An 18,378-nucleotide genomic window follows, 5' to 3' on the forward strand; every position below is an offset into this window, starting at 1 on the left:
ATGAAAAACAATTTATCAATTGTATTACTGATGGGTATTGCCCTTTCTGCCACTTCATGCGCAAGTATGTTTACCGGTACTAAGGATAAAATCACTTTCAATTCCAGCCCTGAAGGCGCAAAAGTATTCCATAAAGGAGTGGAGAAATGTATGACCCCATGTACTGCTGAAATCTCAAGATCATTGAGTAAGCAAACCGTAACATTTGAAAAAGAAGGTTTTAATAATAAGGAGATAAAACTAACGAAGACTTTTAACCCGGTCACTTTGCTGAACATCCTTTTGGGTGGAGCTATAGGGATTGGAATTGATGCTGCAACAGGTTCCTTGACCAAATATTCTCCTAAAAAATATGACGTTGAACTGGAAGCTAAACCTTAATGAATTAAAATAAAAATAGCAAAAGGCAAATTCGAGAGTGAATTTGCCTTTTATATGTACTGTATTAGGTTATTTCTGTTGAACTAATGGTTTACTTCAGGATCTCTTTCAAAAACATCAATGTGTGATTCCATGCTCTTTTGGCCATCACTTCATTGTAATCCGGAGATTTCGGATCTGTGAAAGTATGTTTTGAATGGGCATAAGTGATGATCTGCCAATCGGCATTTCCTTCGTTCATTTCTTTGATCAGGTTATTATAATCATCGGGTGTTACGCTTCTATCATCTGCCGGATTTTCTACCAGAATTTTAGCCGCTAGCTTTTCATTTTTTCTGGTCTGATCTCTTCCCAAACTTCCATGAATAGAAACAACTCCTGCAACAGGTAAATTACCTCTGGCAGATTCTAAAGCTCCTGTTCCTCCAAAACAATATCCAATCACCGCTGTCTTATCGGAAATAGCTCCGTTTTTCTTCAGCTGGTCCAGTGCTAATCCGATTCGTTTTTGATATTCCTTATAATTCTGTTTATAATACCCTGAGCTTTTAGCGGCTGCATCGTTGTCAGCAGGGATCTTTCCCTCCCCATAAATATCGGCGATGAAAGCAATGTATCCCTGTTTTTCAAGCTCTAAGGCTGCCATTTTAGCTTCTTCGTCAATACCTTTCCAGGCCGGAAGAATTAAAACCCCGGGCAGCTTTTTTCCTGCATTGGACGTGATTAAACCATTCAGTTTTTGGGAGCCGTCCTGATAGGAAACGGTTGCAAGTTTTTGGCTGAAAAGCGTTCCTGAAGCCATAATCAATGTGGTTAATAAGATTGAACGTACCATATTTTATAATTTAGTCATAATATACCTTATAGAGAATTGCGGATTACAAATGAGGCTGTTTCATTATTTTGTTCCTTACAATGTCAATAAAAAAACCTCAACTAATTTACTTAAAATAACTTAATTGAGGAGATTTATATTTTATTTGGAAGACCTTATAGGGTAACTCCTAAACCGGCAAGTTCCTGTTCCAGATTGGTATCCGGGGTAACATGAATAGTGATAAAACCTAGATCTTTTGCCATCTCAATATTCTTTGCATTATCATCAATAAAAACGGATTCAGCAGCCTGGATATTATATCTTTCCAATAAAACATACCATATTTTAGGATCCGGTTTAATCAGTTTTTCCGTTCCGGAAACGACAATTTTTCCTTCAAAAATTTGAAAGAAATCATAGTTTTCCAATGCGTAGGGGAAGGTTTCTTCAGACCAGTTGGTCAGTCCGAAAAGCTGGTAGTCTGTATTTTTAAGCTTTCTCAGAATTTCTACGTTCTGGGGAATATCACTTTTCAACATGACGGTCCAGTTATCATAAAACGCTCTGATTTCTTTTTCCCATTCCGGAAATTTCTTCACCTGGATTTCTGTTCCTTCCGAAAGGCTTCTTCCTCGGTCCTGTTCGATATTCCATTCGTCCTGAGCGATGTTTTCAAGGAAATATTCCATTTTTTCATCGTCATTGAAATAATCTTTGAAGAAATACCTGGGATTCCAATCCATCAGTACGCCTCCGAAATCGAATATAATGTTTTTTATTTTCATATGAATTAATATTTTTGTAAACCTCCGTCAAAGATTCTTTGAATTTTTGCCACCCTTCCAGAGGAGGGGAATTCTCACGATTACAACTGTATTATTCGTGAGGAGGGAGTGATATTATGGTTTTTACGCAGCATTTATCTACTCTGGTTTATAAAACCGATACTGTCCGTCTTCATAATAGGCATTGATGTGTTGAAGCCCATTGGTCAGGATAATTTCTTTGGCTCCAATAACAGAATTGTACCGGGCTGTTTGCTCAAATGTTTTTTCTGTCAGTTTGATTTGCGGAGCTTTACATTCAATCAGGATGACAGGCTCTGTTTTTTCTGTAATAAGAAGGTCAATCCTCTTGGTAAGTCCATTTAAAATGATCTTTTTTTCTGTAATAAGGGCTGATGCAGAATAGGCTTTTACGGTGAGATAATAATGTACCCAGTGCTGCCTTACCCATTCTTCAGGAGTAAGGAGAAGATAAGTTTTACGAATCAAATCATAAATAAAAAACTTATCTTTGTCTTTCTTGAATTTAAAATCAAAAGTTTCCTGAAAATTCAGTTTTGGAAGTTCCATTAATAAGATGAAAGAATTAGATTTAATCCTCAAAAATATTAAAAATAAAGAAGTTTTACCTATTTATTTTTTCCACGGAGAAGAAGCCTACTTTATTGATGTTGCTGTAAAAGCCCTTGAGCATAACTTTTTGGAGGAAGATGAAAAAGCTTTCAATCAAACGGTTACCTATGGAAAAGATACTTCTTACCAGGAAGTTCTTTCTCTGGCAAGGCAGTTTCCGATGATGGGAGACAAACAGGTGATCATCGTTAAAGAAGCACAGGATCTGAGGTTGAATGAAGACGAAAACCGAATTCTGGAATCCTATGTTGAAAACCCGGTACCTTCTACCGTACTGGTTTTCGCACACAAACATAAAAAACTGGACAGCCGGAAAAAAGCAGCTAAAGCTTTAGATAAAGCCAAAGCTCTTTTCCTTAGTGAGTCTGTAAAGGAAAATAATCTTCCGAAATGGATTGCAGATGAGTGCACAAAACTTAATATAAAAACAGCTCCCAATATTTCACATCTCCTGGCAGAATATCTGGGAAATGATCTTTCCAGAATTGCCAACGAGCTGAATAAATTAAAGATCATCCTTAAAGAAGGGGAAGTACTGGATGGAACAATTGTTGAAAACCATATTGGAATCAGTAAAGAATACAATGTTTTTGAACTTCAGAAGGCCTTGGGAACAAAAAATGCCAATGCAGCCTTTAAAATTGCCCATTTTATGGGAAAAAACCCTAAGAATAACCCTTTTGTAATGCTGCTTGCCAGTCTGTATAACTATTTTTCCAACGTTATTATTTATCAGACCATGGCTGGGCAGCCCCCGCAAACTATTGCTTCACAAATGGGAGTTAATCCGTATTTTATTAAAGATTATGCGGAAAGTGCCAGGTTATATCCTTTAAAACATGCTACAAGAGTGATCTCTATTTTAAGAGAATTTGATATGAAAGGAAAAGGTCTTGGTGCGGTAAATATGGGGGAAGCAGAACTCATTAAGGAACTGGTGTATAAGATCATTAATGTAGATAAAATTAAGATGAAAGTCTAAATTTTTACGAATTAGGGGAATTTGAATTTTACAGGATATTTTTTTAGGTTTTAAAATATAGGTGTTGATGCGAAAAATTCTTTTTTTGATAGTTTTATCTGTGATTTTCCTAAGCTGTACAGCAAAGAAGGCTGAGGGCCAATTTATAAAAGGAGATCATTATGAATTGAAAAAATCTGAAAATCAAAAAGCGGTTCTGGTTTTATTTCCTTGTTTTCCTTGTGATATTGAGCATACAAAGATGGAAGCAGGCTTCCTGAAAGATATAGAGAAAGATGGAATTACAACGCTGCTTTTAGACTATAATCAGAAGCTCTTTTTAACGGAAGCTGAAAAAGAAGAATACTCAGAAACTTTACTTTCTATATTGGATCGACATAACGTTGATAAGAAAAATGTTTTCATCGGTGGTTTTTCCGGTGGAGGTAATATCGCGTTTTTACTTTCAGGTTATTTAATAAAAAATAATAATTCTGTTCAGCCCAAAGGGATGTTCGTAATAGATTCTCCTATTGATCTGGAACAGCTGTATTATAATGCTCAAAAGGATATTTCAGCTAATATAGATGCTGATGCCGCTGAAGAAGGGAAATTTCTGGTTGAGCTTTTTGAAAAAGAACTGGGGAAACCATCTGAAAATCAAGGGAAATATAAAACAGCTTTACCTTACCTGATTTCGTCTAATTCAATTGAAAATATTCAATATTTAAAAGGAATTAAAACAAGGTTCTACTGTGAACCGGACCTGGAATGGCAACAGCAAAATAAAGGTAGAAAATGGGAAGATCTTAATGCGTTTGTGCTTAAAAAAGCTAATGAGTCATTACTCAATCTTGGAAGTCAAAAGTCAGAATATATAGAAACCAAAAACCGTGGAATAAGAGCTAACGGAAAAAAACACCCTCATTCCTGGAATCTTGTGGAGCGTGGAGAACTGGTGAGATGGATGCTACTGTGAGTTGGAAAACAGAACGTTGAAAAAATAGAGAATGAAATTTAACCAATAATTTTTTTAATTAAATAAATACCGGACATTCTGTATTTTAATTTTGCACTATCAACTATCAACTATCAACTATCAACTATCAACTATCAACTATCAACTATCAACTATCAATTGACAGCCGATATATCTGTTATTGACAAGTATCATTAAAATAACTTTAAAAAGACCATAAAAATTCCGAAATTAGCAGTCTTAATTTAATTAAATCTTTTCGAACAAGTAAATTATGGAGCAAAACATTTTAGATTGTGTGATCGTTGGATCTGGGCCTTCTGGCTTCACCGCTGCTATCTATGCAGCAAGAGCAGACTTGAAACCTGAATTATATACAGGTTTGGAGCCGGGCGGACAATTAACAACCACTACAGAAGTTGATAACTTTCCAGGGTATCCAGCCGGGATTACAGGTCCTGAAATGATGATGGATCTGCAAAAACAGGCAGAAAGATTTGATACCAAAGTTCATTATGAAATGATCACTAAGGCTGAGTTTTCTAAGGAAGTAGGCGGTGTTCACAAATTATATGCAGGAAACAAAGAAATTCTTGCCAAAACAGTAATTATCTCTACAGGAGCTACAGCAAAATATTTAGGTCTTGATGACGAGAAAAAATATGCAGGAGGCGGGGTTTCCGCTTGTGCTACATGCGACGGATTCTTCTACAGAGGAAAAGATGTAGTAGTAGTAGGAGCAGGAGATACAGCCGCTGAAGAAGCTACTTATCTGGCTAAATTATGCAGAAAGGTAACCCTATTGGTGAGAAAAGATGTTTTCAGAGCTTCAAAAGCAATGATCCACAGAGTGGAAAGCACTCCTAATATCGAAGTGAAGTTCCACCATGAGTTAATCGGGATAGAAGGAGAGAACAGCTTGGTAGAAAGAGCCGTAATCATTAATAACCAAACTCAGGAAATTTCTAAAGTAGAGGTTGAAGGAATTTTCATTGCTATTGGTCATAAACCCAATACAGATATCTTTGCAGGTCAGGTAGATCTTGACGAAAACGGATATATCTTAACTGAAAAAGGTTCTTCAAGAACGAATCTTCCGGGAGTATTTGCTGCAGGAGATGTTCAGGACCATATCTACAGACAGGCTATCACAGCTGCAGGAAGTGGATGTATGTCTGCAATGGATGCTGAGAAATATTTAGCTGAATTACATTAATAGTATTCAGTTTATAAAATACAAAGCGTACCAGAAGGTGCGCTTTTTGTTTGTCATATGGATTCTTAATATAGAGCGTTTACAATATAATACAGCGTTTATGTTTTTGTTGGAAAATCGCAAAGACGCAAAGTTTTTAATTTTTTATGTATGGTTGTAAGACGCAAGAAAATCAAAGATTTTTCAGCAATATATTTAGTTTATAAAATACAAAGCGTGCCTGAAGGTGCGCTTTTTGTTTTCATATGGATTCTTAATATAGAGCGTTTACAATATAATACAGCGTTCATGTTTTTGTTGGAAAATCGCAAGGGCGCAAAGTTTTTAATTTTTATGTATGGTTGTAAGACGCAAGAAAATCAGAAATTTTCAGTAAAAATATAGCATTATCAATTGTATCTGAGATACAACCTTTGCGCCTTTGCGTATTCCAACAATCACTTCGTGATTAATATCAAAAAATCAATTGAATAATGAAATGGGTAATAAAACATTGATATATTTGTGAAACTACAAAACGATATGAATTTTGCATTCCATTTAAAAGAACTTAACAAAAACTAAAAATGAAAAGAGTAACAGCCATCGGAGGAATTTTCTTTAAATGTAAAGAGCCGGAACAAATCAATGAATGGTATAAGACCCATCTGGGATTGGAAACCAGCCCTTACGGAACCAAATTCGACTGGAAAGAAGTGGATTCGGATAAGAAAGGGTATACGCTGTGGAGTCCTTTTAAAGAGTCTACCCAATATTTTGAGCCTTCAACAAAAGAATTTATGATCAATTACCATGTGGAAAATATTGAAGCATTGGTAGAAGAGCTGAAAAAAGAAGGGGTAACTGTTCTGGATGAGGTGGTCACCTATGAATATGGAAAATTTGTACACATCCTGGATCCTGAAGGAAATAAAATTGAATTGTTCGAACCAGCAGGAGAGTAGACTGCTTATAGACAAACTTTCCTGATTTGTCATTTGTTAGGAATCCAGCCTGATTGGTTAGGATTTTGAGCTTGATGCTGTTTTTATTAAATAAGTAATAGAATTGTTTAGATTCCTGCAGAATGACAGAATGGAAATGTTGATTTTGTACATACAAACACCTCTCACGTAGAGTAAAATACCTAGATTTGGATTTCAAACTTTAAAAAAATAATATGGACAAAAAGATTATAAAAATCACCCATGTCACAGGGACGTATACTATTAAGATTGCAGAAGGTAGGCTTAATGAAATGAAAGCCCAGTTGGATAAATGCCTGAACGATGAGCAGGCAGCCATTGTAGTGAAGGGAGACGATGGAGATCAGTTTGTATATCCGTCGGATTTTATCAAAAATAGTTTCATTGCCATCGTAGACGGTGAATAGGGTGGATAAACTCTATACGAAATAAGGCCTGAAGACTTTTAAAGACTACGTTTTTAGTTGTAGAATATAATGACAGAGGTTTTACGGACACAATGAGTGAAAATAATTCACCTGATTTTAAGCTCCTTATTGATTTTTGTTAGAATTTGCGTGGTAAAAGTTTTGCAGAAATTAAAAATCGTTCTATATTTGCACCACTGAAAACAACGGTATAGCCGGGGTTTAAGGAGAGATGGCAGAGTGGTCGATTGCGATAGTCTTGAAAACTATTGACTGTAACAGGTCCGGGGGTTCGAATCCCTCTCTCTCCGCAATCGCGAGAATGATAAATCTTCTAAAGTGCGAAAAAGCTTTTAAAGCCTTCAATTTTTATAATTGGAGGCTTTTTGTTTTTGGAAAAATCGTTCGAAATCTTCAAAAACACTCTAAACTTTTGTGGCAAAATCGTGGCAATTTTTATTTGGAAAAAAAATGCCGCAGAATACCACATAGCATACTGATAGTCAACATGTAAAATACATTTACGACTTGACTTGAGGGTACTTTAACTTGACATTTATTAACTTAAAAATGTTGAATCATGTTAGAAAAGCAGCTACGGACTAACCTTCAGTGATCTTCTGCCAGCCGGCGACCTGTTCCTGCGAAAAAATGCCGGGGATACGGGGATAGCCCAATGCTTCCGGACTTGGAGCGGTTCCTTCGGTTACGATCAGTCCCGCTGAGCTGCGTTGTTCGTAATAGGCTGCCAATAGCTCGTTGGGGATATTGCCTATTGCGCGGCTACGAGTCATGGGAGCCATTACGATATGGTTCTTTAATTTAAATTTTCCTTTCATATAAGGCTGTAAAAGCTTTTTCATTTTGATCGTATATATTATTTTGTTAATACCACAAATGTAGCGTACATTTGCTAACCTATAGTAAGCGCTATACTATTAGTTAGTATATAACCAATTTGAATAAATAAGATTAAGCTTCGCTTGCCCCCGGATGACGGGGAAGATTGCCCTCTCAATGAACTGATGGCAAAAAGGATGCGCTATATGCACTGAATAGAACATGGAAGCTACCCATCATCGTTGCCATTCTGGATGGCAATAGCAGGTTCAAAGAGATAGCCCGTGTTGTAGAAGGCATCAGCGACCGGATGCTATCCAAGGAGCTGAAAGACCTGGAGGTGAATAAACTGGTGAAACGCACCATTTATGATACGTTTCCTCCAACAGTGAAATATTCCGTAACGGAGCACACCAAGACGCTACGCCCGGTCATTACCGCATTGAGGCAAGATACACCGGGCCATGATCACTTCATCGGTCGATTAAAATGATAGAAGCACAACCAGGAATTTGCTATGGATGAATACATATCTACAAGGAGGCCCTATAATGCATTCTTAGCAAGTATTGTTGAGGATTACTTTTTTATGGACATTCCTGTGGAAGCACTTTCCGGCAAAACGGAATTTATTGTGCCATTTCCAAGGATCACTTTTTGCTACTATTTTGACAGACCTTTTTCCTTGACCAACCACAATACGCAGGAAACAGTTATTGAAAAGATCATTATCACCAAAGTTTCCACCACCCAAATCAGTATTCTGCCAACAACCGATCGTGTTAAAATACTGGGAACCCACATCAAGCCCTTTGCATTGGCCTATTTTACCAAACAGCCCATTCATAAATTGCCCTGGCTCATCAATACAGAGGATCTGTTTGGTGATATAGCCGTTAAATTTCAAAATAAGATCAATGTATGTACAGACCCGGAACAGATGTTTGATGTGATTGAAGACATATTTCTGGATAATGTCCTGGTAAGAGACCTATCGCTGATAACAAGAGCGGTCGAACTGATCGAAACCTCAGATACAAACCTCAGCATTGAAGAACTGTCAAGCCAGTTAAATACGACTGAAAGGACGCTACGCAATCATTTTTATGAACATATCGGATGTTCGCCCAAGGAATATTTGCAGATCGTAAAGATCAAGAAGGTTGCCTATCAACTTAAATATTCCGACCAATCCTTGACGGACATCGCCTTCGATAATCATTATTTTGACCAGGCACATTTTATCAATGACCTGAAAAAAATTACTGGGTATTCCCCCGGCGAGCTTCGCAAGCTCATACCGAATTTCCGATTTTTACAATTTTAAGGCTACACTTATCACTTCCTTTGTATTACCAATTCAGAGGAATATGAAACGAAAGTCATTAGTCAAAATTCACGTTGCAGCTACCATTGTTGCAGCACTTACTATTGTAGCCTTTTTTACAACTTCAGTGATAGCCGAGATCAAGGCTGACCCAGGCTTTATCAGGGAGGTGAAATTTTTCATTCTCTGTGCAATGCCGATAATGATTATTGCAATGCCTGCGCTGAATATTACAGGTACAAAACTGGCAGGCAAATCCCAAAATAAAATAATACTGGTCAAGAAAAAGAGAATGAAGCTGATGATGCTAAACGGCATTGGGCTAATGTCATTGGCGATCTTCCTGTTTTACCGATCGCATTACGGTAACATAGATGGTGTGTTTTTGGGAGCACAGATTGTAGAATTTATTCTTGGGCTAACCAACCTAACGCTGATTGGATTGAACGCAAGAAGTGGTTTTGAGTTGTCGGGAAGACTGAAAAGAGTTAAAAATTAGAAATTAAAAAAAATAATTAAACAATAAACGATGATATTAATAACAGGGGCAACTGGAAATTTTGGAAAGGCTACCATAGACTTTCTATTGAAAAAAGGAATTGCGGCAAACAAAATCGCGGCATTGGTTAGGGATGAGGCAAAAGCCGAAGATCTAAAAGATAGAGGTATCAACCTGAGAATTGGCGAGTACGATAACTATGTCTCGCTAACAGCAGCTTTCGATGGCGTCGAAAAACTATTGTTAGTTTCCGGTTCCGACACCGACAGCCGTGCAAAACAACAGGAAAATGTGGTCAATGCAGCCAGGGAAGCCGGTGTAAAACATATTTTCTATACCAGCTTCGAGCGAAAAAATGAAACGGAGTCATCACCAATTTCGTTTATTGCAAAATCGCATATTGATACAGAGCAGCATATCAAAGCGAGCGGCTTGCATTATACCATTTTCAGAAACAACCTTTACCTCGACGTATTGCCCATGTTAATGGGTGAAAAAGTGCTAGAAACCGGTATTTTTTTACCGGCAGGGGAAACAAAATTCGCATTTGCGTTACGTGCAGAGATGGCTGAGGCAATGGCCAATGTAATGACAACGAAGGAGCACGAAAGTAAAGAGTATGCTATCAGCAATACCGAAAATGTATCCTTAAAAGACATTGCTCTGGATTTAAGTAAAATAACAGGAAAAGAGGTGAAGTATGTCAGCCCTACGGTAGAAATCTACAAAGAGACTTTAACCAAAGCTCATGTTCCTGCGGAATATGTGGAAATGTTTGCAGGCTTTGCCGAAGCGATCAGGAAGGGTGAATTTCAAACTGAAAAAACAGATCTGGAATTTCTGCTGGGAAGAAGACCAACGACCACAAAAGATTTTTTGACCCAACTTTACAGTAAATAATAATAAAATGAAAGCAGCAATATTAAAAGAAATAGGCACAATACCCTTCTATGGAGAGCATGCAGAGCCTATCGTGGAAAGTAACGATCAGGTTTTAGTTAAGGTGAAGGCATCTTCGATCAAACATTTAGATTTGGCGAGAGCTTCCGGTAAACATTATACGACCTATGACAATTTACCCGCAGTTGTGGGTATGGACGGTGTAGCTGTATTAGAAAACGGACAACGGATCTATGCCATGGGCATTACGGGAATGATGGCGAAAAAAGCAATCGTGCAAAAAGACAATTGGGTCATTGTGCCTGAGGGGTTAGATGATTGCACTGCCGCAGCATTGCCTAATTTTTTGGTAGGATCAGATGCCGCATTACGGCTTAAGGGAAGCATAAAAGTCGGCGATATTATACTGATAAATGGCGCAACGGGTTCTACGGGAATGATGGCCGTGCAAATGGCAAAATTCCACCATGCAGGTTTCATCATTGCAACAGGACGTAATCCTGAAGTCCTTGAAAAATTAAAGGAATTGGGTGCCGATCTCATCATTTCGCTCAATCAACCGGAAGAACAAGTCATTAATGACTTTAAGGAAGCATACAGTACCCATCCTTTCGACATTGTTGTTGATTATCTGTGGGGAAGGCCTTCTGAAATGCTGTTGGAAGCCCTGTCAATGCTGCCGTCTCAAAAAGAAACAAAAATCATTACCGTAGGCGGAATGGCAGGACCAGCCATCAATTTAAATTCGGCTAACCTACGTAGCAAAAATATTGTGCTGATGGGATCAGGAATTGGTAGTATTTCAAAGCAGGAACTTTCAGGATACCTGCTGAATTCCTTACCCGAGATATTCGAATATGCTGCAACCGGTAAACTATATGTTGACCTGAAAATATTTCCATTGGAAGAGGTAACCAATGCATGGAGTTTGAACGAGAGTGGCATTGTGATTAAAATATAGATGAAGTTCAACGTGACTTTCGGTATTTGGGAAGGCACAGAAGGGAAATGGAAGTTTTCGGTGGACAACTGGGAATTTTGCCGTATTCTCTTCGGTGAATCCATTATTTCAGATGCCACAACGGGAAAAACCTTAAGGTGAAAGCGGGTGATAGTTTTATTCTTCAACCGGGTTTTTCCGGTACTTGGGAAGCAGTAGAAACCACGCGAAAAGAATTCATTGTGAAATAGCTTAATATTGTTATTTCCGAAAAGTAACGACGGGCATTTGTCCGGTCTTTTTTGCCCGGAACTCCTTGACAATTCTATTATATCTGGAATTTTCCGTAAAAACAGCAACCACTTAAAAAATTTCAAAAAGATTATTTTCTTTAAATATTATCGGTTTGCTCGAAAGTTGTTTCTGTTTGGACTTTAAAGAAAAAATAAATGGACTTTTAAGAAGTATTGTCGTCATTTAAATTGCTTATTTTTGTATAACAAGGGCATGCAGATAAACAAGTGTTATAAATGTTTGCCTTATAGGTTCTAATGTAGCATATGAAAAAAATAGTAAAGGTTCCAACATCACTGATCAGCGGGCCTGTTTCGCAGAATGTACTGATGCTCGATGGCTGTGCTGTCATTGAACAGTGCATTCACAGCATGGAGGCCAAGGGAACTATGTATCTCGAAGAACACCTGCTGCTTATTGTGCTAGATGGAACAGTTGCTTTGACCTATGGAAAGCAGGAATATAACGTTGGAAAGAATGAAATGATCCTTCTAAAGAAAGCAATGTTCGTGAAATATGACAAGGTTGGTAATCCTGATAATGACAATATCTATGACAGTCTGATGTTCAGTATAAAGGATGACCTTTTGAAATCCTTTTTGGCAACATCCGGTATAAAAATTCCGAAGATCGAGGGGGAGGTCAAAGCAGGTGTCTATCCTATGAACGAATGCCTGGTTGCTTTTGCCAATTCCATGAAGCCTTATTTTTTTGACCATTCGACTGTGCACCAGGGTCAGTTACGCCTGAAAATAATGGAGCTTCTGTATGATATTGCTGAGGGAAACCGCAATATGTTTTTACAAATACTGCAGTTGCATGAGCCCGTACGGGCAGATATCCGTCATGTGGTGGAACAGCATTATGCTTCACCGGTATCACTATCGGAACTGGCCTATCTTTCGGGCAGGAGCCTGTCCAGTTTTAAGCGGGATTTTCAGGGAATCTATAACATGACTCCCGCGACTTGGATACGGGAAAAAAGACTTGAAAAAGCCAAAGAGATCCTGGAGACTACGCATATGCCAGTCGCTGACATCTGCTATTCCCTCGGGTTTGAGAATGTATCGCATTTCTCAAGGATTTTCAAAGAACATTACGGACAGGCGCCAAGCGTCTTTCGAAACTAAAATAGATCTGACATGAAGGTATTGGTTATTGGCGCGAACGGGCGCGTGGGTTCTGCCCTGGTAAAAAAGCTGGCAGATAAGGATTATGAAGTGCTGGCAGGCTCTAGAAAAACAGAGACAGCTATTGCTCATCCTAATATTATGCTGGTCCACATTGATCTGTTGAGTGATGTTGAAACACTCTCAGCAGGTTTTAGGGGAGCTGATGCCATTTATTTTGTTTCGGGGTCACGAGGCAAAAACCTTCTGCAGATTGATCTGCACGGAGCGGTAAAAACAATGCAGGCGGCGGAAAGGGCCGGAATTAAAAGATATATCATGCTCAGTTCGGTCTTCGCATTACAGCCGGAACATTGGAATGAGCCGGGATTGGTAAATATTACCGACTACAATATTGCCAAGCACTATGCAGACCTCTATCTTTCCACCCAGACCCAACTGGATTATACCATATTACAGCCAGGGACATTAACGGATGAACCGGGAACAGGAAAAATCTCCCTTCAGGTCGAAAAACCGATGCCCAACTCAATATCAAATGTTGTTGATACCTTAGTAGCCATTCTTGAAAATAGTTCTACCATCGGGAAAGTAATCCTGATGAAGGATGGTGAAACTCCAATTTCAGCAGCATTCGAAACATTATAGTTCCTATTCATTTCCCACACTATTTTTTCCGCTGACGCCTCATACCAATTGCGTTAGCGATGGTATTCCTATATCCTGTTTTCAGAAGCAGCTATTCAGCAGATTATCAGATAGTCTTCTGATACCTTGAGGAATAAAGAACATCAAAAAGAGCTTTATAGTAAAAATACTTGGACGTATTAGAAAAATACTGCTCTGATTATCGCTGTAATTTTGTCTTATGAAAACAACGGTTACCTTTCTTGTAGTGATTTCCTTATTGACAGTGATTTCCTGCGGGAACAGTAATGAAACAAGAATTAAAGATAATAATAACATTATGCAAAGTACAGAAGAACAAAAAACTGGAATACTGCAAGCCATAGACCTGTATGTAGAATCCGGGCGTAGCGGGGATAGCAGTTCGGCAAAAGAAGCTTTTGCCAAGACGGCTACGATGTCATGGACAGAAAACGGCGAATTAAAAAGTGTTCCCATACAGACATTGTATGACATTTTTGACACTAACGGCCCGGGTGAAGCAAGCTATGAGCTAACCACTTTAGACGTTGAAGAAGATGTGGCAATCGTCAGAATTGAATCGCAGTTTGGGGCGACCAGATTCGCCGATTTGTTTACCCTGGTAAAGGAAGGAAACAAATGGAAAATCATCAGTAAAATTTATCATACTAAAAAATAAAAATTATGTCATTAAATAAGAATATCAATACCGTTCAGGATTACCAGGATGTATTGGACGTTGTAGAAGGTTATGTGCAGGGATTGAAAACAGGTAATGTGGAACAGCTGCGTAAAACATTCTATAAGGATGCTGTGATGTATGGACATCTTGGGAGTGACCTATCGCAAGGCAGCATAGAAAACCTGTATACCTACGTTGAAAAATACGGCGCTGCACCCAATATTGTTACGAATGTAACTGTGTTGCACAAAACACCGACCACAGCCACCGTGCGCGTAGAGATGGAGCACGATGCCGCAGATGAGGATTTTACGGATTACCATTCACTCATCAAGATCAACGGCGAATGGAAGGTGGTTGCCAAACTGTTCCATCTTTATAACAAGTAATAATAAATGTATAGTCTTAGGTAATATCGAAAGGCTCTGAGCCCAATCCGATGTTACCTTTCTATTTTAGAAAATTATTTTATGTCAAAATTATTTAGCCCGTTGACTGTAAGATCAGTCACGTTCAGAAACAGAATTTTTACCTCACCAATGTGCATGTATTCATCAGTAGATGGATTTGCCACAGACTGGCATCTGGTACATTATGGATCGAGGGCAATGGGTGGTGCCGGAGCAGTGATGCTTGAAGCTACAGCCGTTATGGAAAATGGTCGGATCGGCGTAGGCGACCTGGGCATCTGGAAAGATGAACATATTGTGCCATTGGGCAAGGTCGCAGATTTTATTAAAAACAATGGCAGTGTTCCAGGTATCCAGCTTGCGCATTCAGGCCGTAAAGGGAGCCAGCTGGTTGCAGGAAAAGATAGCAAGCCTCTGATGCCCGGCGATGCACAAGGCTGGGAAGTGATAGCACCTTCATCAATTCCCTTTTCTGCAGAAATGCAGACACCAAGAGCAATGAGTGCCGACGATATTGCTACCGTTAAACAGGCTTTTGTCGATGCGACTATCAGAGCCTTGAAGGCAGGTTTCGAACTGATCGAAATCCATAGTGCACACGGCTACCTTTTAAATGAATTCCTTTCACCTATTACCAATAAAAGAACAGACGGTTACGGTGGAAGTCTGGAAAGCCGTTCGAAGCTCCTTTTTGAAGTTATCGCGGAGGTGAAAAAAGTATGGCCTGTTGATCTTCCTATCGCCGTACGTATTTCGGCAACTGATTGGATGGAAGAAGGCTGGAAAATTGAGGATTCTGTCTGGCTGAGCAGGAAACTGGTCGACGCCGGTATAGACATTGTGGATGTGTCAACAGGAGGTACGGTTCCCAATGCTAAAATTACAGTGGGCTCGGGTTACCAGTTACCCTATGCAAGTGCAATCAAACGCGAAGTTAAAGAGCAACTATTGGTCGGAACGGTAGGTATGATCACCAATGCGCATCAAGCTGAAACGATTTTAACAAATGGTGATGCCGATCTTATTTATATGGCCCGTGAACTTTTAAGAGATCCTTATTTTCCTTTAAAAGCGGCGAAAGAACTCCGGTCAGAAATTCCGGCACCTAAACCATATGAACTGGCTTTTGGCAGTAAATAATACTAAAGTCAAAAAAACAGCCGGTCAATTAACATCAAAAGCATATATCTATGAGCATTTTTTTAACGGCTATCGTGAAAGCGAAGCCTGAACACCTTGAAGAAATTAAGTCAATGCTGGAAGCTCTTCCCAGCGCTTCAAGACAGGAGGAAGCCTGTATCCGGTACGATGTACATCAGAGCATAGACGATGAAAATGTTTTCATCCTCAATGAAGAATGGACAAATGCCGAGGGGTTGGCAGTCCACAATGAACAGCCTTATTCAAAAGCTTTTTTTGCTTCGTTTGATAGATTGCAGGAAAACCCTATAATCTATCTTTCAAAATAAAGAATTCTACTAACAATACTCATTCAATAAAATAGAACGAAATGGAAAATTTAAAAGATTCTGTAACGATCATCACCGGTGCCTCATCGGGTATCGGAGCAGCAACAGCACTGAAACTTGCGCAAGCAGGCAGTAAAATCCTATTGGTATCAAGGGCTGATGACAAAATATCAAAAGTGAAACAGGAAATCGAAAAGGCGGGCGGACAGGCAGAAGTGTTTGTTGCAGATGTCACAGATGCTGAGCAGATGAAGGCGATGGCAGATTTTGCCATTGCTACTTATGGAAGGATTGACAATCTCGTGAACAATGCGGGTCTTATGCTTTTTTCGCAATGGAAAGATGTGGCCGTTGACGAATGGAATAAGATGATCGATACCAATATCAAAGGATATCTGAATGCAATAGCAGCTGTTCTTCCTGGATTATTAGAGCAGAAATCAGGTCATATCCTCAATATGGGCTCTGTCGCAGGGATCAATATCAATGTGGGTGCAGGAATATACCACGGAACCAAATTCTTTGTAAGAGCGATAACAGAAAGTCTCCGAAAAGAAGTATCAGTACATAATGGCATTAAGATAAGCCTGATCAGCCCCGGTGTCATCAATACCGGATGGGCGGATAAAGTGACCAATAAAGAGGGGGCTTTGATTGCAGCTGAACTCAACAAACAGGCAATAGAGTCTGAAGATGTTGCCAATGCGGTCTTATTTGCATTGAGCCAACCTGCCAATGTCAACGTCAATGATATTGTGGTTAGCCCAACCTCTCAGGACTGGTAGCAATGTCAGAATCTTGAACAAAGTATAATCGAGGCCGTCTCACAACTCATGAAAACGGCCTTTTTTATGGAATTTTCCCGTACCCCTATATGAGAAGGGTTTTCGTTTAAACGATTCTCAACCCACTTCGTCTAGTTGTGATACACCTTCGATTTAAAGTTATATACTTTAAATCTATTTGTAAATCTCATGTTTCAGTGATTTAATCTCATTAAACAGGTCGAAATTGAATTAAGAATTCATTTTAGTCCGCTAAAGAATGTATTTATATTTATTTGGATTGTATATGTAATTGTTTAATTATTATAAGAATTGGCACCTGCTAAGATATAAATGTATTATAAAAAGCATTTAGTTTTCTTAAATCCTCCAAAAAAGAGTTCGAGTTTTTTTAATCCGTACTCTAATATTAGAAAGCAAACCACATTTATTTTATTGGCAGTTCAATTAAAAATTATCCAATTTGGAGTTGTTTACTATAATTTTAAAGAACAAAATGTGTACAAAGTTACTTCTGGTTGACCCTACAGATTGAAGATAATTAAGTTGTTTTAAATCAACTATTTAATATTGTTTAAGAATGTTAATAATGGTATTAAGAGTTCGACAGGACTCCCTCTCTCTCCGCTGAGAGGGTCTTTTATTAAAAGATCCTCTTTTTTGTTGTATATAAGCAAACCCCGATCCTAATTTTTAATAACAGTCATTTTCTTTGATCAAAATAGTTCAGAATTTAATCTTATTTTTTTATTTTCCTACCGCCCCAAGTCATGCTTGAAAATATCCCATCTTTTATTACCAATGCATGCAAAAATGCTATGGAAAGGTGCCCAACTACAATAAAAAAAAGTAACCAAGCCAAAACTCTGTGGATGTCATGAAGCCATGCATACAAAAGAGGACTTTGATTAAGGATTTCTGGAAGTATTATAGTGGGGGATAATTTGACTTGAAATCCACCTGCAGATAACTGTGCCCAACCAGTTAAAGGTAAAGCAATCATTAATGCATACATGACCCAATGTATACAGTGAGCCAACTTTTTTTCGAATTTTGGCATTTCATCCGGTAATTCAGGAATAGGATTAGCAATTCTGTTAATAAGGCGCAATACGCAAAGAACAAATATTGCAACACCTATTGGAATATGAAGATCAATCAACCAAGGACGGCTATCAAGAGATGTCATCATACCTAAACCTATAAAAATTGTTGATAATATCATGGTAGCCATCAGCCAATGAAGAATTCTTGCAACAATATTAAAATGCACAATAGTTTGGGGTTTTGGACTTTTACGTTGTACCATA

General features: G+C 38.5%; 22 protein-coding genes, 1 tRNA gene and 2 pseudogenes. 20 read left to right on the top strand and 5 right to left on the bottom strand.

What is annotated here, in order from left to right:
* Complete coding sequence (locus MP477_RS15390; protein WP_230034820.1) at positions 1–381, top strand: PEGA domain-containing protein; 381 nt, start codon at positions 1–3, stop codon at positions 379–381.
* Positions 382–472: 91 nt separating this feature from the next.
* Here MP477_RS15390 and MP477_RS15395 read toward each other — a convergent pair whose 3' ends face one another.
* The 3 genes from MP477_RS15395 to MP477_RS15405 all read right to left on the bottom strand — a co-directional run bounded on the left by MP477_RS15395 (position 473) and on the right by MP477_RS15405 (position 2,553).
* Positions 473–1,216, bottom strand: coding sequence for a dienelactone hydrolase family protein (locus MP477_RS15395; protein ID WP_257191088.1), 744 nt, complete (start codon positions 1,214–1,216; stop codon positions 473–475).
* A 155-nt stretch (positions 1,217–1,371) separates the two neighbouring features.
* Positions 1,372–1,983 (bottom strand): HAD family phosphatase, encoded by a 612-nt coding sequence (locus MP477_RS15400; protein ID WP_257191089.1) that lies wholly within the window; start codon positions 1,981–1,983, stop codon positions 1,372–1,374.
* 138 nt (positions 1,984–2,121) lie between these two features.
* Positions 2,122–2,553, bottom strand: coding sequence for a type I restriction enzyme HsdR N-terminal domain-containing protein (locus tag MP477_RS15405; RefSeq protein ID WP_230034826.1), 432 nt, complete (start codon positions 2,551–2,553; stop codon positions 2,122–2,124).
* A gap of 7 nt (positions 2,554–2,560) precedes the next feature.
* Between MP477_RS15405 and holA the strand changes: the two genes are divergently transcribed.
* The 6 genes from holA to MP477_RS15435 all read left to right on the top strand — a co-directional run bounded on the left by holA (position 2,561) and on the right by MP477_RS15435 (position 7,455).
* Positions 2,561–3,598, top strand: a complete 1,038-nt coding sequence (holA, locus tag MP477_RS15410; RefSeq protein ID WP_257191090.1) for a DNA polymerase III subunit delta — start codon at positions 2,561–2,563, stop codon at positions 3,596–3,598.
* An 85-nt stretch (positions 3,599–3,683) separates the two neighbouring features.
* On the top strand, positions 3,684–4,556 hold the full coding sequence (locus MP477_RS15415) for a hypothetical protein (protein WP_257191091.1): 873 nt from the start codon (positions 3,684–3,686) through the stop codon (positions 4,554–4,556).
* A gap of 274 nt (positions 4,557–4,830) precedes the next feature.
* The gene (gene trxB, locus MP477_RS15420) at positions 4,831–5,772 is read left to right on the top strand and encodes a thioredoxin-disulfide reductase (RefSeq protein WP_230034832.1); all 942 of its coding nucleotides are present in this window, start codon (positions 4,831–4,833) and stop codon (positions 5,770–5,772) included.
* A 566-nt stretch (positions 5,773–6,338) separates the two neighbouring features.
* Positions 6,339–6,716: a VOC family protein gene (locus MP477_RS15425; protein WP_230034834.1), complete on the top strand. Its 378-nt coding sequence runs from the start codon at positions 6,339–6,341 to the stop codon at positions 6,714–6,716.
* Positions 6,717–6,931: 215 nt separating this feature from the next.
* Positions 6,932–7,144 (top strand): glyceraldehyde-3-phosphate dehydrogenase, encoded by a 213-nt coding sequence (locus MP477_RS15430; protein WP_230034836.1) that lies wholly within the window; start codon positions 6,932–6,934, stop codon positions 7,142–7,144.
* A gap of 226 nt (positions 7,145–7,370) precedes the next feature.
* Positions 7,371–7,455: transfer RNA gene (locus MP477_RS15435), tRNA-Ser, on the top strand.
* A 297-nt stretch (positions 7,456–7,752) separates the two neighbouring features.
* Here MP477_RS15435 and MP477_RS15440 read toward each other — a convergent pair.
* Positions 7,753–8,007, bottom strand: a pseudogene (locus tag MP477_RS15440) (alkene reductase); the annotation flags it as partial.
* Between the two features lie 188 nt (positions 8,008–8,195).
* Here MP477_RS15440 and MP477_RS15445 point away from each other — a divergent pair.
* The 13 genes and pseudogenes from MP477_RS15445 to MP477_RS15505 all read left to right on the top strand — a co-directional run bounded on the left by MP477_RS15445 (position 8,196) and on the right by MP477_RS15505 (position 17,068).
* A complete protein-coding gene (locus MP477_RS15445) occupies positions 8,196–8,477 on the top strand; it encodes a helix-turn-helix domain-containing protein (protein ID WP_257191129.1) in 282 nt (93 codons plus the stop codon).
* A 24-nt stretch (positions 8,478–8,501) separates the two neighbouring features.
* Positions 8,502–9,311, top strand: a complete 810-nt coding sequence (locus MP477_RS15450) for an AraC family transcriptional regulator (protein WP_257191092.1) — start codon at positions 8,502–8,504, stop codon at positions 9,309–9,311.
* A gap of 43 nt (positions 9,312–9,354) precedes the next feature.
* Positions 9,355–9,810: a hypothetical protein gene (locus tag MP477_RS15455; RefSeq protein WP_257191093.1), complete on the top strand. Its 456-nt coding sequence runs from the start codon at positions 9,355–9,357 to the stop codon at positions 9,808–9,810.
* A gap of 30 nt (positions 9,811–9,840) precedes the next feature.
* The gene (locus MP477_RS15460; RefSeq protein WP_257191094.1) at positions 9,841–10,710 is read left to right on the top strand and encodes an SDR family oxidoreductase; all 870 of its coding nucleotides are present in this window, start codon (positions 9,841–9,843) and stop codon (positions 10,708–10,710) included.
* Between the two features lie 7 nt (positions 10,711–10,717).
* On the top strand, positions 10,718–11,671 hold the full coding sequence (locus MP477_RS15465) for a zinc-binding dehydrogenase (protein WP_257191095.1): 954 nt from the start codon (positions 10,718–10,720) through the stop codon (positions 11,669–11,671).
* Positions 11,672–11,901 (top strand): annotated as a pseudogene (locus MP477_RS22845) (cupin domain-containing protein).
* A 309-nt stretch (positions 11,902–12,210) separates the two neighbouring features.
* Entirely contained in the window at positions 12,211–13,074 is an 864-nt protein-coding gene (locus MP477_RS15475; protein ID WP_257191097.1) for an AraC family transcriptional regulator, read from the top strand.
* Between the two features lie 12 nt (positions 13,075–13,086).
* A complete protein-coding gene (locus MP477_RS15480; RefSeq protein WP_257191098.1) occupies positions 13,087–13,722 on the top strand; it encodes an SDR family oxidoreductase in 636 nt (211 codons plus the stop codon).
* Positions 13,723–13,942: 220 nt separating this feature from the next.
* Complete coding sequence (locus tag MP477_RS15485) at positions 13,943–14,401, top strand: nuclear transport factor 2 family protein (RefSeq protein WP_257191099.1); 459 nt, start codon at positions 13,943–13,945, stop codon at positions 14,399–14,401.
* Between the two features lie 5 nt (positions 14,402–14,406).
* Positions 14,407–14,793 carry a nuclear transport factor 2 family protein gene (locus MP477_RS15490; RefSeq protein WP_257191100.1) on the top strand — a complete coding sequence of 129 codons (387 nt, stop codon included), beginning with the start codon at positions 14,407–14,409 and terminating at the stop codon, positions 14,791–14,793.
* Between the two features lie 81 nt (positions 14,794–14,874).
* Positions 14,875–15,954 (top strand): NADH:flavin oxidoreductase/NADH oxidase, encoded by a 1,080-nt coding sequence (locus MP477_RS15495; RefSeq protein WP_257191101.1) that lies wholly within the window; start codon positions 14,875–14,877, stop codon positions 15,952–15,954.
* Between the two features lie 50 nt (positions 15,955–16,004).
* Positions 16,005–16,283, top strand: coding sequence for a putative quinol monooxygenase (locus MP477_RS15500; protein WP_257191102.1), 279 nt, complete (start codon positions 16,005–16,007; stop codon positions 16,281–16,283).
* A gap of 41 nt (positions 16,284–16,324) precedes the next feature.
* On the top strand, positions 16,325–17,068 hold the full coding sequence (locus MP477_RS15505) for an SDR family oxidoreductase (RefSeq protein ID WP_257191103.1): 744 nt from the start codon (positions 16,325–16,327) through the stop codon (positions 17,066–17,068).
* A gap of 739 nt (positions 17,069–17,807) precedes the next feature.
* On the opposite strand, the gene MP477_RS15510 is transcribed toward MP477_RS15505, so the two are convergent.
* Complete coding sequence (locus MP477_RS15510) at positions 17,808–18,377, bottom strand: cytochrome b (RefSeq protein WP_257191104.1); 570 nt, start codon at positions 18,375–18,377, stop codon at positions 17,808–17,810.
* Position 18,378: the final 1 nt, after the last annotated feature.

Origin of the sequence: Chryseobacterium sp. WG23 (genome assembly GCF_024586575.1) — a bacterium.
GTDB lineage: Bacteria > Bacteroidota > Bacteroidia > Flavobacteriales > Weeksellaceae > Chryseobacterium.